This window comes from Streptomyces sp. NPDC051921 (assembly GCF_040680975.1).
GTDB lineage: Bacteria > Actinomycetota > Actinomycetes > Streptomycetales > Streptomycetaceae > Streptomyces.
Genome location: NZ_JBFAXU010000001.1, coordinates 1 through 12,974 on the forward strand (window position 1 = coordinate 1; position 12,974 = coordinate 12,974).

Below are 12,974 nucleotides of genomic sequence, written 5' to 3' on the forward strand. Positions count from 1 at the left end.
TCGGCGTCAAACTCACCACCCTCCGCCCCGACCAGGCCACCTACATCGGCGTCCCCGTCGACGGCCCCTACAAGCCCGACCACTACCGCTACTGAGATGTGTACCGACGACGAACGTGACCCCTGGCTGCCGGACCGGCTCCTGCGGACGGAGCGGGACCTGCTGATGCCGCTGCTGCGGCGTACGCCCGTGGCGGCGTACGGGCTCCGCACCGCGTGCCCCGGCTGGACGGTCCGGCAGGTGATCGCCCACTGCGGGGCGGCGCTCGTACGGATCGTGGAGGGCCGCCTGGAGGAGGGCGTGTTCCTGCCCGAGGCCAACGCCCGCGACGTGGCCGAGCGCGAGGACTGGCCGCTCGACCGGGTCCTCGACGAGCTGGAGCGAGGCCTCACCGAGGCCGGCCCGGTCATCGCCGGGCACGAGGACGGCCGGCTCGACGCGGTCGCGCTCGGCGAGTGGGTGCACGCCGGAGACGTACGGGAGGCCATCGGCGAACCCGGCGCGTACTGCGGCGAGGCCCTCGACCTGGCGCTGCCGCTGCTGTCCGTCACCAGCCGCAGGAGGGAGACCCCCCGCCTGGTCGGCGTGCTCGCGGACCGGGGCGGCGAGGTCGACCTCGGCAACGCGATCGAGGGCCGCGCCCCGGCCCGCTTCCACGGCGACGCGGCCACGCTGATCCGCATCTATGCGGGTCGCCCCCTGGTCCGCACCCGCTACGAACTGACGGGTGCGACGGAGCAGGAACTACTCATCTACCGCTGAGGGTGGCGGGCCCCGGTCCCCGAGGACCGGGGCCCGCCCCTTTCACCCATGTCCGGCAACCCGCTGCCGGCCGCGCGCCGCATGGACGAGGTCCTGACAGCGGCGGGCCGCGAGACCGGCCCCTCGTACTTCTTCGTCGGCGGCCGGGTGAGCGAGGAGCAGCGGCTCAGCGAGGGCATGTACGAGGACACCGTCCACATGAAGGGCCCCGCGGAGATGATCCGCGACGACCTCGTCCACCACCTGCCCGACTACATGATCCCCAACCGGGTCGTGGTCCTGGACCGGCTGCCGCTGTCCGCCAACGGCAAGGTCGACACCAAGGCGCACCTCGTACGAGAACCCGGGCTTCACCCAGATCCTGTACTCGGTCTTCGCGGGCGCGCTCGAGGACGTCCCGGCGACGGACGCGGCGGGCTTCGCGACGTACGTGGCGGAGAGCTTCCCGTCCCTCGACCCGGACCTGGTCGCCCGGATCATCGCGATCGTCGAGAAGACCTTCGACTTCACCTACACGTTCCAGGAGCTGACCGAGCGCCAGGTGTCCTGCCCGGTCACGATCTTCAAGGCGCGGGGCGACGACTACTCCTTTTTGGAGGGCGTGACGGGCTGGTCGACACGCCCGCCGGCGGTGGTGGAGCTGGACGCCGACCACTACAGCCTGCTGCGGGCGCCCGACCTGCAGGAGCTCGTGAAGAAGGTCAGGTACCGGCTGGGACGGTAGGCCGCCCACCGGGACTGCACGCGGCACACAGCGACTCGTCGGCGACGGGCCGGAACAGCATCGGCTGCACATGGTCGCCCGTGCACTCCCGCGCCCCTGCGAGCCGCGCCGACAGCCGCGGGCCGGGCGGCGCCGGCGCCGCTGCCGCCCTGGCCGGGACCTCGCGGAGCAGGTAGCGCAACAGCCCGCCCGGCCGGTGCACGGGAGTCCCGGCCGGCGGCAGTCCGCGCAGGATGTGCTCGTGCACGCCGGCGGCGGTGTGCCCGGCGGCCAGCCACCGGGCGACGAGCCGGGTCAGTTCGTCGCGCATGCCGGGCGGGATGTGCCGGAGGGCGGGCGAGAGGAGGGGCAGCGCGCCGACGAGGGCGCGGGCCTCTCCCAGCCGCCCGCACTCCTCCGCGGGCGCTGCGCCGGGCTCGGCCGGACGGTTGGAGGTGTCCTCTCCGGGATCTTTGTCTGGATGACCGCCGGTCGACGGGCCCGCCGGATCACCGGCGGCCGGGATCCGGGCACTCGGCGCCACCTGCGGAGACACGTCGACGTCGCCGGCCGGGACGGGCGTCCGGGCGAGGATCTTGACGGCCTCGGCGGCGCTCAACGGCGAACTGGAGACGAGCTGTTGGGTCACCCAGCGCCCCCCGGCCACCTGCACCCGCCGCTCGTGCACGAACCCCTCCTCCTTGAGCTGCCGCTTGGCCCGGGTGAACGCGCATGACCCGATCCGGGCACGTTCGGCGGTCCGCGACAACGACTCGCGGGTACCGCGAGGGAGGGAGAGCTGCCAGGTCAGCAGGCGTACGGCGTCGGAGCTGAGCCGCGGATGGCGGATGATCTCGTGGGAGAACTGGGTGAAGGCGCGCGGGGGCGCGATAAAGTTCCGGTAGATCACGGTGGAGTCGTCTTCCACTAGCTGGTCGAGGCCCTCGCCGATGGGTGCGAACCATCGCGGGGGCCGTTTTGCGTGAACCGTACCGCACGGAGCGTGAGGGTATGGACGCGGCGAGTGAATATGCCCCGTGCGAGTGACGCGCCATCAGCGGGCGCCAACCCGGCGCGGGTTCTGCCCTGTTGGGGCTGGAGCGCGCGATGCCGTGTCCGTCCCGGAACTCGGCGGACACATGCTCTGAACCCGGCGTCCCGGACGGGACGAGGCCCATCGGCATAGCCCGTTCGGTCGCGGTGGCGGTGCGGGCGCGGGGAGCGGCTGGTGTGCTGGCGGGGACCCTCGCCCCACGCGCGTACAGGAGCAGCACCATGGCCGTCATCGTCACCGTCGAGATCCCCGGCGGCACCCAGGAGATGTACGAGCGCACCAACGAGCGGATCACCTCCGCGTCGTGGTTCCCGCCCCCCGGGCTCATCGCCCACGCGGCGGGTCCGGACGGCACGGGCGGCTGGCGGGTGGTCGACTTCTGGGAGTCGGAGGAGGCGTTCCGGGCCTTCGTGGAGCAGGCGACGCCGATCATGCAGGAGACCGGGATGCCACCGGTCATGCCGAGGGTCGACCCGCTCGTGAACGTCATCGTCAAGTAGACCGGGCGTCCCGCCGCCGGCCGCGGACGCGCCGGGTAATTCCGTTGCGGGCGGGCGGTCCCCGGCGGGACGCTGCTCCGCATGACTGCCGACCTCTTCGCCGCCGACGGGCGCCTCAAGGCGATCCCGCGCAGGCCCGCGCGCCGGGCCGCCCTGTTGGACCACCTCGCCGGCACCCTCTTCGAGCCGACCCGCGTCTACACCGAGCGCGAGGTCAACGAGGCCCTCAAGACCGTGCACGACGACTTCCCGGCCCTCCGCCGCTATCTCGTCATCGGCGGGCACCTGGCCCGTACGAAGGACGGCTCGGCCTACCGACGACAGCCCGGCGCCCCCGTAGGAGCGACCCCCGCCGTCGCGTGATCACCGCGGCGGTGGCCGGCCTCCTGGCCGGCTACGGCATCGCGATCCCGGTGGGCGCGGTCGGCGCCTACCTGGTGGCCGTCACGGCGCGCACCGGCTGGCGCACGGGCGCCGGCGCGGCCCTCGGCGTCGCCACCGCGGACGGCGTCTACGCCCTCCTCGCGGTCGCGGGCGGCTCGGCCCTCGTCCCGTTCCTCACCCCGGTGACGACCCCGCTGCGCTGGGCCTCCGCGGTGGTCCTGGTGATCCTCGCCGTACGGGCGGGCCTCACGGCCGTCCGCGCCTACCGCGCCGGGTCACTCGCCTCCCGCGACGACGGCACGACGGCCCTGACGCCGGTCCGTGCCTACGTCACCTTCCTGGGCATCACGATCCTGAACCCCATGACGGTGGTCTACTTCGCGGCCCTCGTCCTGGCGACCGGCCCCGACGCCCCGTCCACGGTCGCGGAGCGCACCGTCTTCGCCGCCGCCGCCCTGCTGGCCTCCGCCAGCTGGCAGCTCCTCCTCACCACCGGCGGCAGCCTCCTCGGCCGCACCCTCACGGGCCCGCGCGGCCGCCTGGCCACGGCCCTGGCGTCGAGCACGCTGATCGTGGTCCTGGCGGTACGGCTGGTGGGGTAGGGGTTCAGAGGGTTCAGCGGGTGTCGAGCCGGAGCATCGAGATGTCGGGGCGCACCTCGGCGATGGCGCCGAAGTCGTCGTCGACGTGGATCAGCGTCATCCGGTGCTGCTGGGCCGTCAGCGCGATCAGGATGTCCATGGGGGACGGGCCGCGATGGTGACCGATCCGGACCAGGTCGCGCTGGACCGCGATGATCTCCGGCCATGGGTCGTCCAGGGCCGGAGCCCAGGCGAAGGTTGACTTGTCGCCTCCGTGAGCGACGACGGCAACCACGCTCCTGGCCCCGGTCCCCGCGACCGCTTGACTCTCGGGCGACGCGAGACACCAGAGTCGTCGCCGTGGACACGACGGACCGGATGAACCGAGAAGACCTGCTGCCGATCGGGCAGTTCGCCCAGGCCAGTGGCCTGACGATCACCGCACTGCGGCACTACGACGCGAGCGGTGTGCTCGCTCCGGCGTACGTCGACCCGGGGAGCGGCTACCGCTACTTCCGGCGCGACCAGGTCCGCTCGGCCCAGCTCATCCGGGCCCTGCGGCAGCTGGACATGCCCATCGAGCAGGTGCGGGAGCTCCTCGCCCGCGCCGTCGCGGGCGAGGAGCTGGCGCCGGCGCTGCACGCCCACCTGCGGGCCGCCGAGCGGCGCCTGGAGGTCCAGCGGTCCGTCGTCCACGGCCTGGTGACCCGACTGACCGAAGGAGCAGGGATGACCCACCGCGTCACCGTCCGGCAGAACCCCGCCGAGCGCGTCCTCGTGCGCGCCGCGACCCTCACGAACGCCGGCCTCGACACCTTTCTGCGCACCGCCTACGAAGAGCTGTACGCCCTCGCCGGGCGCGGCCCGCTGACCTTCACCGGGCCCGCGTTCGTCCGCTTCCACGGGGTGTGCGACGAGGAGAACGAGGCCCTGGTGGAGGCGTGCCTGCCGTTCTGGGCGGACGGCGCCCAGCCCCCGGAGGAGCTCCCGGACGGCACGTACGTCCGGGAACTTCCGGAGAACGCCTTCGCCACCACGGAGATCCAGGGCCGCGCGGCCGGCTTCCCGGAGATCCTCACCGCCTACGACGCCGTCGCCGACTGGATCACCGAACACGGCTTCGCCTTCGCGGGACCGGTCCGCATGGTCTTCCAGCGCTGGACCGGCACCACCGACCACCCGGACAACCGCCTGGAGATCGCGTGGCCCTTCGAGGAGCAGCGGTCGGAGGGGGGCGGGGTCTAGGCCCAGGCTCCGAGGGAGGACTTCGGCGGGGCCGACGGGCGTCGCTCGCGCGTGCGAAGCGACGGCTACGCTCGTCGGCATGCTGAACCGGGTTCCGTTCAACGAGGCGCTGCTCTCCACCGTGGGCACCCCCAACCAGACCAAGCTCCTGGACAGCAGTCCGCGGTCACGGGTGTGGCGGGTGCGGCTGGCCGATCGGCGGCTGGTGGTCGTCAAGCAGATCACCGACGGCGGGGACACGGGCGCCGACGCGAACACACGCTTCGCGCGGGAGGTCGCCGGCCTGCGCCTGGCGGGGCGGGCCTCCGGGCCCGCAGTGGCCCCCGCGGTGCTCGCCACGGACCCGTCCTCGCGGGTGATGGTCCTCGAGCACGTGGACGACCTCGGCAGGACGGACGACTGGATGCCGGGGTACGCCGAGTCGCTCGCCCGGCTGCACGCCCTGACCGGGCCCGCCGACGCGGGCGCACTACCGGTCTGGTCGGGGCCCACGGCCACCGACGCGGAGTCCTTCCTCGCCCTGGCCAGGGCGCTCGACGTGCCCGTACCGTCCACGGTTCCCCAGGAACTTGCCGATCTCCTGGAGCGGTTGGACCCCACCTCGCACCATGCGCTGCTGCACGGCGACCCCTGCCCCGGCAATGATCTGCGCACCGCCGACGGCGTCCGCTTCGTCGACTTCGAGCGGGCCTCGCTCGGCAACGGCCTCATCGAACTCGCCTACTTCCGCATCGGCTTCCCCACCTGCTGGTGTGCCATGTCGGTCACCGCGGCCCCGCTCGCGGAGGTCGAGGACGTCTACCGGACCACCTGGCGCGGCCTCACCGGGAAGGACGCGCCGGGTGACCTCGCCGACGCGTGCGCAGGTTGGCTGATCCAGGGCGACGCGCTCGTCGAGCGGGCTCACCGCGGGACGGTCGACCAGCTCGCCCGGGTGCCCGCCGAGGACTTCGAGTGGGGCTACGTCTCCGCCCGTGAGCGGCTCGTCCACCGCCTGGGCGTGGTCGCCGACATGACCCGCGACCACGATCACCTGCACGCCGTCGGCCGCCTCAGCTCCGCCCTGGCCGACCGCCTGCTCGTACGCTGGCCGACACTGCGTCCTCTGCCCACGCATGACGCCCGCCCTTGGTATTAGTCCCCAGCGCCCAGCCCCTGACCCTCGCTCCCGGCTCGCCGACGCGAAGGCCCGGTCCGGTCTCCGGATCGAGCCTTCGCCTCGGCGTGCCTCCGGCCGCCGGTGTCAGCGCAGCTGCCCGGCCGCCCACTCCCGGCGCATCGCGACCGCCCTCGCGCTGCCCACACACGCCGGCCAGGGCCACTCCACCGCGCCACGCTCGTCCAGGCCGCCGGCTTCGTCCTCCCGATGCTCTTCACCACCCGCTGCGTCGCCGCCACCCGGGCCGAGGCGGGCGCCCGATGAGCACCGGCGCCCGCGCGGCCCGGATCAGGGAGACACGGCCGGACCAGGGAGACGCCTCTCAGCTGCCCGCCGGCACCACGTTCTGGTTGTGGTGGAACACGTTGTCCGGGTCGTACGTCCGCTTCACCTCGGCCAGCCGGTCGTAGTGCCCGCGGTACGTGGCCCGGACACGGTCGCCGCCCTCGTCCGCGCCGAGGAAGTTGACGTACGCGCCGCCCATCGAGTGCGGGTGCAGGGCCTCCCAGTAGTCCACGGCCCACGTGCGGATGCTCTCCGCGTCGGACGCCTCCGGGCTGATGCCGCCGATCACGCCGGACCAGATCGCGTCCCGGTACGCCCATGCCGTGTCCATCGGGCCGGCACGGTGGGCCGCGCCGTCGACGGGGTACAGGTGCATGGTCGACAGCGCGGTCGGGATGTTCTCCAGGAAGGTGCGGTGCACGTCGATCGAGCCGTCCGTGATCCGGTCGAAGAAGTCACCGCGCCAGTACCACTGCAGCCCCTTCGGGATCAGCTCGTCGAACATCGCCTGGATCGCCGGGTACGGGACCGGGGTCGCGAAGTGGAAGGCGGGCGGGGCGGCTTCGGCGACCGGGGCGAAGGTCTTCGCCAGGCTCTCCTCGTCCGTCGCGCCCGTGGAGCACCACACGACGCCGCACATCTTCCTGCCGTGGATCTCCTCCGGGAACGGCGGTCCGGGCGCCACCCGCAGGATGGCGAAGAAGCCGTTCAGGTCCTCCGCCGCGGCCGGCAGGAAGTCGCGGTACCAGCGCAGCACGGCCCCGATGTGCTCCGGCTCCCACAGGGTGACGCCGAGCCCGACGTTCTCCACGGGGTGCAGTGCGTAGCGGAAGGCGGTCACGACGCCGAAGTTGCCGCCGCCGCCGCGCAAGGCCCAGAAGAGGTCCGGGTGTTCGTCCGCCGAAGCGGTGACCGTCGAGCCGTCCGCGAGGACGACGTCCGCCGCGAGCAGGTTGTCGGCGGTCAGCCCGTACGCACGGGTCAGGTGCCCGTGCCCGCCGCCCAGGGTCAGCCCGCCGACCCCGGTCGTCGACATGACGCCGGCGGGGGTCGCGAGCCCGTAGCCGTGCGCCTCGTGGTCCAGGTCGCCGAGCTGACTACCGCCGCCCACCAGGGCCGTCCGCGCCTCGGGATCGACCCGCACCCAGCGCATGCCCGACAGGTCGATCATCAGCGAGCCGTCGACCAGGCACAGGCCACCGCCGCTGTGCCCGCCGCCGCGCACCGCCAGATCCATGCCGGTCTCGCGGGCGTACCGCACCGCGGCCCGTACGTCCGTCGAGTCCGCGCAGCGGGCGATGACGGCCGGCCGCCGGTCGATCATCGCGTTGTAGATCTCCCGGGCCTCGTCGTACCCCGCGTCCTCGGGGCCGATGACCTCGCCGCGCAACAGCTCCCGCAGTGTCTCCACAGCCGTGCCGCCCATGACCATCCTCCAGGGCTCCCCCTGTCGACGACGGCCGCGCTAAGGGCCCGTCGGGGCCCACCTCCAGTCTGCCCCTCGGCGTGGCACCCCGCCTCCCGGACCCTGACGTCGGCATCCTTGCGCCCATGAGCGACGGTGGCGGCGGTGGCGAGGTCGGTACGTACGAGGTGCAGGCCTCGGCCCGCGGCTGGCTGACACTCCAGCTCGCGGCCCTGGGCTTCGTCGGCCTGTGCGGAGCGCTCAAGGCCGGCGGTTCCGGCTCCCCGGCCCCGCGCGGGGTCGAGGCGGTGGCCGGCGTGCTGGTCCTGCTCGCCCTGCTCCTGGCCTGCCTCGCGGTCTACCTCGTCGGGCGCACCGCCTGGCCGCACGCGGCGACCCCGGACGCCCCCGCGGACGCCGCCCGCCGCCTGCGCACGGGCCTCGTGCTGACCTTCGTGACCGTGCTGCTCACGGCCCTGGCGGCGACGAGCTCCTGGTGGCCCGCCCCGGACGCCTCCGCCTCCTCCACCGCCACGACCGTCGAGGTCACCACGTCCGCCGGCACCGTGTGCGGCGAGCTCACCCGCGGCAGCGGCGCCCTGGCCCTGAGCGTCCAGGGCCGAACGATCGACATCGCGGTCACGGACGTGCTGTCGGTGACCCCGGTCGCCGGCTGCGGGAGCTCATGACGGCACCGGTGGACCGCCACGACATGACGGCCAGCGCCGACCGCGCCGACAGCAGGGACCCGACGCTGAGGAACGACCCCACGGACCCGATCGAGAACGCGGAGCCCACGGACCCGATGGACATGAAGGACCCGACGGACCCGATCGACAGGAACGAGTCCTTCGACCAGAGGGAGAGGAAGGAGCCGGAGCTCCGACGGCTGCGACCGCTGCTGATGCCCATCTGCCGATCGTAGGCCGGTCGTACCGGTCCGGGGGCGGGAAACACCGCCGTGCTCGGCGGCGCGGAACGTCCGGGGCCCGCCCGGCGCGGTGCGCCGGACGGGCCCCGGTGGGTGCCGCTCGGGCCTACTTCAGCGCGGCGAGCGCGGCCTCGTAGTTCGGCTCGTCGGCGATCTCGTTGACGAGCTCCGTGTGGAGGACCTTGTCGTCCTCGTCGAGGACGACGACGGCGCGGGCGGTCAGGCCGGCCAGCGGGCCGTCGGCGATCGCGACGCCGTACGCGGTGTGGAAGTCACGGCCGCGCAGGGTGGAGAGGTTCTGCACGTTCTCCAGGCCCTCGGCGCCGCAGAAGCGGGCCTGGGCGAAGGGCAGGTCCGCCGAGATGCACAGCACCACGGTGTTCTCCAGGTCGGCGGCCTTCGCGTTGAAGGCGCGCACCGAGGAGGCGCACGTCGGGGTGTCGACGCTCGGGAAGATGTTGAGGACCTTGCGCACGCCCGCGAAGTCCTTCAGCGACTTGTCCGCGAGACCCTCGCCGACCAGGGTGAACTCGGGGGCCTGGCTGCCCTGCGCGGGGAGGGAGCCGTCGACCGTTACGGGGTTGCCCTTGAGCGCGACCTGCGCCATGAGGAATCTCCTTCATCGGATGATGCTGACGTCGGTCCCGATCGTACTGCCCGTGGAATCCGCATCTCGCTGACCGGAACGGGCGTCGACGACCTCCTGGGCGAGGGAATACCGGGCGAGGCGGCCACGGGGTGGGAGGCGGACGGAGACCCCGGGCCGTGCGTCGGGCGGGACGGGCCGAGCACGGTGAGGGCGGGCAGGCCGGAGTGTCTACCCTCGGGCCATGAGCATCGACTGGACGGCGGAGTACCTGCGCCTGGCGCGGGGGCGCCGTTTCGAGCCCGCGCGGCCTCACGCCAGGGGGGCGGACCGGCCCCCGGCGCCGCTGTCCGAGGCGGACGTGCGGGGGGCGGAGGCGGACCTCGGGATCACGTTCCCCGAGGAGTACCGGGACCATCTGTTGCGGGTCAGTGCCGGTCACCGGATCAACCGCCTCGGTCCGGGCCCGGACGGCTGGGGCTGGTACGGCGACACCGACACCAACTACGACCTGCTCACCGAGCCCTTTCCGCACCCCGACTCGTACCGCGCGTACGACGACGAGCTGGACGGGCGTGAGCCGCCGCGGGAGGACGCGGAGGCCTGGGAGATGTGGGACGCCGAGTGCGGGGTGCTGCAGGAGCGGAAGACGGCGGGGGCCGTCTACATCAAGGAGGGCGGCTGCGGCTTCTCCACCCTCCTCGTCGTCACGGGTCCGCACCGCGGAGAGATGTGGTTCGACGGCCGGGCCACCTGCGACCTGATCCTCCCCCTGGAGCGGGGCGGCCGGCCCGTGTCCTTCGCGGACTGGGTCGGCCAGGGCATGAGCATGACTCCCTGGTGATCCGGCCCGCCGTGACCGCCCCGGCGGACGGCGTCGGCCCCGGCCGCTGGGTGCGGTCCGGGGCCGAGGCCGTGTGCGGGATCGACGCGTTACGTCGTGGTCCTGCGGCGCTTCAGCCACCACACCAGGCCGCCACCGGCGGCGAGCAGGAGCGCGGCGAGGCCGGTGATCAGGCCGACCGGGGCGCCGGCGCCGGTGTCGGCCAGGTCGCCGCCGGGGTGCTGCGGGTCATCGCTCGGCCTCGGGCCCGGGGTGGACGGGGCCGGGCTGGACGGGGCCGGCGTGGACGGCTGGTCCGTCGGCTTCGGGCCGTCCGTGGGGCTCGGGGTCGGCGTCGGGTGCGTACCGCCGCCGCTGTCCTTGGTGTTGCCGCCGAGGAAGAGGGTGTCCTCGGTCTCGGCGTCGTCGGTCATGGCCTTGGTGGACGTCTTCGTGGTCCGCGGCAGGTGCCGGTGCTGCGTGGTGAACTCCGCGCGGGTCACGTTGCGCTTGGGCGCCTTGGAGAAGTCGACGCCGCCCATGACGCAGATCTTGTTCTGGCCGTTGACCTCGCACGGGAAGGAGTAGTCGCCCTTGGTGAACGACTTCACGTAGTCGTCGAAGGTCTGCTTCGGCGTCCACGTCCTGTTGGCCCCGCGCAGCGGCCACTTGGTGACGTCGTTGCTGTTGATGACCGGCCGGAAGTCCGTCGCCGCCGCCTGGTCCTGCTGGCGGACGTACTCCGCCGCCACCCGGGCCGTGTAGACCCGGCGCAGGTCCGCGTAGTTCGGCGCGTTGTTCACGCGCCGCTCCACCTCGGGAATGATGATCCGGTTGACCAGGTCCTCCGAGATCTTGCGCTGGGCCGGCGTGAGCTTGCAGTCGACGCCGTTCGGGTCCGGGGTCTCCACCTCGGACGCCTCGGAGTTGACCTTCAGCGGGGCGTCGAGGATGTAGATGCCGCTGTCGTCCACGCGGACCACCGCGGTCTTGGGGACGATCCAGTTGCGGGTCACCGTCCCGCACGGCACACCCGCCTCGCGCATCGCGTCCGAGTACTGCTTGCCGAGGCCCTCGCGCGGGTCCATGAGCTTGGCGTAGTCGTGCTTCATCTCCAGGTCGGCCTGGAGCAGCACCCGCCCGGCGTCGGTCCTGCCGAACTGCTTGTCCATGACCCGGTCGGGCTCGTCCGGGTTGAGGTTGACCCAGAACTTCTCCGGGGTCAGCGCCATCCACGTGAAGAACGAGTCGGAGATGAGCTGTGCCTTCTCCTGGCCGCCCCAGCCGGGCTTGCCGTCGGTGACCTCCTTCGCCGAGAAGGAGTAGTCGAGGCCCTTGCCCTTGACGGGCTTGCCGACGTAGCGCAGGTCGAGGGTGGTGAAGTCGACGCCGCCCGGGCCCTTCACGCCCGAGCCGTTGCGGTTCGCGGCGTTCGCGCGTTCCTGCTGGCGGCGGGCGTCGTTGGGGGTGGGCTGGGACCGGTTGATGTTGTCCGTGCCCGGTGAGGCCGGGGACTGGCCCGGGGTGGGCGTCATGAGCGTGCCCGGCTTGGTCCACTTGCCGGCCTTGTAGTCCGGCGTGGCGGTGGAGTGGTGCGCGTAACCGGTGACGCGGTTGTTGCCGTTGGCGTCCGGACCGATCTTGAGGTTCATGTTCCTGATGCGGTTGCGGGTGTCGTCGGAGACGGCCTCGCCGAACGCGAACCGGATCTTGAAGTCCTTGTACTTGTCGCTCGTGAGGAGCTTGCGGTCCTTGGGGGTCTGACTGCCGTCGTTGTCCCCGCCGGACTTCATCTCGACGAAGATGCCGCGCTTGTAGTTCACCGCGTCGTACTTGCGGTACTGCGGCTTGCCGTTGGCGTCCCGCTCGAACTCCACGTACTCCTGGCACAGCCAGTCCGGGCCGACGAGGCCCATGTCCTCGACGACCTTGGCCTCGAAGGCGTCACCGCGGGTGCGGCGCGCCTCCAGCTCGATGTAGGCGTCGTTGAGCCAGTTGTCGAACGACCCGTACTTCTGGTCGTTCCACCGCTTGTCCTCCATGTACTTCTTGTACGTGGCGTAGACGCGCTCCGGTGTGCCCTCGGCGTACTCCTTGTAGGGCTTGTCGTAGCGGGCGAGGAACGCCTTCTGCTGGGCGACGTCGGTGGGCAGCTTCAGGCCGTCCATCGCGTGACGCTGGTTGGGGAAGCGGTAGGAGTCCCACTTCGCCTTGATGCGGGAGGCGTCCCCGGGGAACTCGGTGGCGGGCGTGATGTTCTTGCCCCGCAGGTTGTACTTGTCGTCGCAGCGGACCTGCTTCGGCGCCGCCACGGCTTCGCCGGTGAGCGGGGTGAGCCCGGTGAAGGACAGCACCCCCGCACAGGCGACGGCGACCGCGACGCGCGTGGCGCGGCCGCGGGACACGGATATCGGGTAGTTCAAGGTGAACTCTCCCGGGAGCCCAGGAAGACCTTGGGTCGGTGCGGCGCCAGGGGCCCCCGTGGTCGTTGGCGCCGCAGAGCAACCCACCCTAGGGCGCAACGTCCGTTCCGCGTATGGAGATATCGGCGTGTCG

General features: G+C 72.4%; 16 protein-coding genes. 11 read left to right on the top strand and 5 right to left on the bottom strand.

The genetic code is table 11. The features are described 5' to 3' along the window. The 3 genes from AB0M16_RS00005 to AB0M16_RS00015 form a co-directional block, all read left to right on the top strand. Positions 1 to 95 (top strand): adenosylhomocysteinase (locus tag AB0M16_RS00005; protein ID WP_365337909.1); only part of this gene is annotated, 95 nt, incomplete at its 5' end. 1 nt (position 96) lies between these two features. Continuing rightward, on the top strand, positions 97 to 762 hold the full coding sequence (locus tag AB0M16_RS00010; protein ID WP_365336989.1) for a maleylpyruvate isomerase family mycothiol-dependent enzyme: 666 nt from the start codon (positions 97 to 99) through the stop codon (positions 760 to 762). 430 nt (positions 763 to 1,192) lie between these two features. Next, entirely contained in the window at positions 1,193 to 1,486 is a 294-nt protein-coding gene (locus AB0M16_RS00015) for a hypothetical protein (protein WP_365336991.1), read from the top strand. Here the strand turns inward: AB0M16_RS00015 and AB0M16_RS00020 are convergent. Beyond that, on the bottom strand, positions 1,464 to 2,393 hold the full coding sequence (locus AB0M16_RS00020) for a hypothetical protein (RefSeq protein ID WP_365336993.1): 930 nt from the start codon (positions 2,391 to 2,393) through the stop codon (positions 1,464 to 1,466). The two genes, AB0M16_RS00015 and AB0M16_RS00020, sit on opposite strands and share 23 nt — an antisense overlap. A gap of 347 nt (positions 2,394 to 2,740) precedes the next feature. Between AB0M16_RS00020 and AB0M16_RS00025 the strand changes: the two genes are divergently transcribed. The 3 genes from AB0M16_RS00025 to AB0M16_RS00035 all read left to right on the top strand — a co-directional run bounded on the left by AB0M16_RS00025 (position 2,741) and on the right by AB0M16_RS00035 (position 4,005). Further along, on the top strand, positions 2,741 to 3,019 hold the full coding sequence (locus AB0M16_RS00025; protein WP_365336995.1) for a hypothetical protein: 279 nt from the start codon (positions 2,741 to 2,743) through the stop codon (positions 3,017 to 3,019). Positions 3,020 to 3,100: 81 nt separating this feature from the next. Continuing rightward, entirely contained in the window at positions 3,101 to 3,382 is a 282-nt protein-coding gene (locus AB0M16_RS00030; protein ID WP_365336997.1) for a DUF2087 domain-containing protein, read from the top strand. Further along, positions 3,379 to 4,005 carry a LysE family transporter gene (locus AB0M16_RS00035; protein ID WP_365336999.1) on the top strand — a complete coding sequence of 209 codons (627 nt, stop codon included), beginning with the start codon at positions 3,379 to 3,381 and terminating at the stop codon, positions 4,003 to 4,005. The genes AB0M16_RS00030 and AB0M16_RS00035 overlap by 4 nt, the downstream gene beginning before the upstream one ends. A 13-nt stretch (positions 4,006 to 4,018) precedes the next feature. Here AB0M16_RS00035 and AB0M16_RS00040 read toward each other — a convergent pair whose 3' ends face one another. Further along, positions 4,019 to 4,279, bottom strand: a complete 261-nt coding sequence (locus AB0M16_RS00040) for a hypothetical protein (protein ID WP_365337001.1) — start codon at positions 4,277 to 4,279, stop codon at positions 4,019 to 4,021. Between the two features lie 65 nt (positions 4,280 to 4,344). On the opposite strand from AB0M16_RS00040, the gene AB0M16_RS00045 reads away from it, so the two are divergent. Beyond that, entirely contained in the window at positions 4,345 to 5,229 is an 885-nt protein-coding gene (locus AB0M16_RS00045; protein ID WP_365337003.1) for a MerR family transcriptional regulator, read from the top strand. Between the two features lie 79 nt (positions 5,230 to 5,308). After that, the gene (locus tag AB0M16_RS00050) at positions 5,309 to 6,367 is read left to right on the top strand and encodes a phosphotransferase (RefSeq protein WP_365337005.1); all 1,059 of its coding nucleotides are present in this window, start codon (positions 5,309 to 5,311) and stop codon (positions 6,365 to 6,367) included. A 343-nt stretch (positions 6,368 to 6,710) separates the two neighbouring features. Here the strand turns inward: AB0M16_RS00050 and AB0M16_RS00055 are convergent, their stop codons facing one another. Beyond that, on the bottom strand, positions 6,711 to 8,099 hold the full coding sequence (locus tag AB0M16_RS00055) for an FAD-binding oxidoreductase (protein WP_365337007.1): 1,389 nt from the start codon (positions 8,097 to 8,099) through the stop codon (positions 6,711 to 6,713). Between the two features lie 125 nt (positions 8,100 to 8,224). Between AB0M16_RS00055 and AB0M16_RS00060 the strand changes: the two genes are divergently transcribed. Together AB0M16_RS00060 and AB0M16_RS00065 are read left to right on the top strand one after the other, a co-directional pair. After that, positions 8,225 to 8,767, top strand: a complete 543-nt coding sequence (locus tag AB0M16_RS00060; protein WP_365337009.1) for a hypothetical protein — start codon at positions 8,225 to 8,227, stop codon at positions 8,765 to 8,767. Then, entirely contained in the window at positions 8,764 to 9,003 is a 240-nt protein-coding gene (locus tag AB0M16_RS00065) for a hypothetical protein (RefSeq protein ID WP_365337011.1), read from the top strand. The genes AB0M16_RS00060 and AB0M16_RS00065 overlap by 4 nt, the downstream gene beginning before the upstream one ends. Before the next feature lie 112 nt (positions 9,004 to 9,115). On the opposite strand, the gene tpx is transcribed toward AB0M16_RS00065, so the two are convergent. Then, a complete protein-coding gene (gene tpx, locus AB0M16_RS00070; protein WP_365337013.1) occupies positions 9,116 to 9,616 on the bottom strand; it encodes a thiol peroxidase in 501 nt (166 codons plus the stop codon). A 223-nt stretch (positions 9,617 to 9,839) separates the two neighbouring features. Here tpx and AB0M16_RS00075 point away from each other — a divergent pair, with 223 nt between their 5' ends. Then, positions 9,840 to 10,439, top strand: coding sequence for an SMI1/KNR4 family protein (locus AB0M16_RS00075; protein ID WP_365337015.1), 600 nt, complete (start codon positions 9,840 to 9,842; stop codon positions 10,437 to 10,439). A gap of 89 nt (positions 10,440 to 10,528) precedes the next feature. Here the strand turns inward: AB0M16_RS00075 and AB0M16_RS00080 are convergent, their stop codons facing one another. Next, complete coding sequence (locus AB0M16_RS00080; protein WP_365337017.1) at positions 10,529 to 12,841, bottom strand: hypothetical protein; 2,313 nt, start codon at positions 12,839 to 12,841, stop codon at positions 10,529 to 10,531. Positions 12,842 to 12,974: the final 133 nt, after the last annotated feature.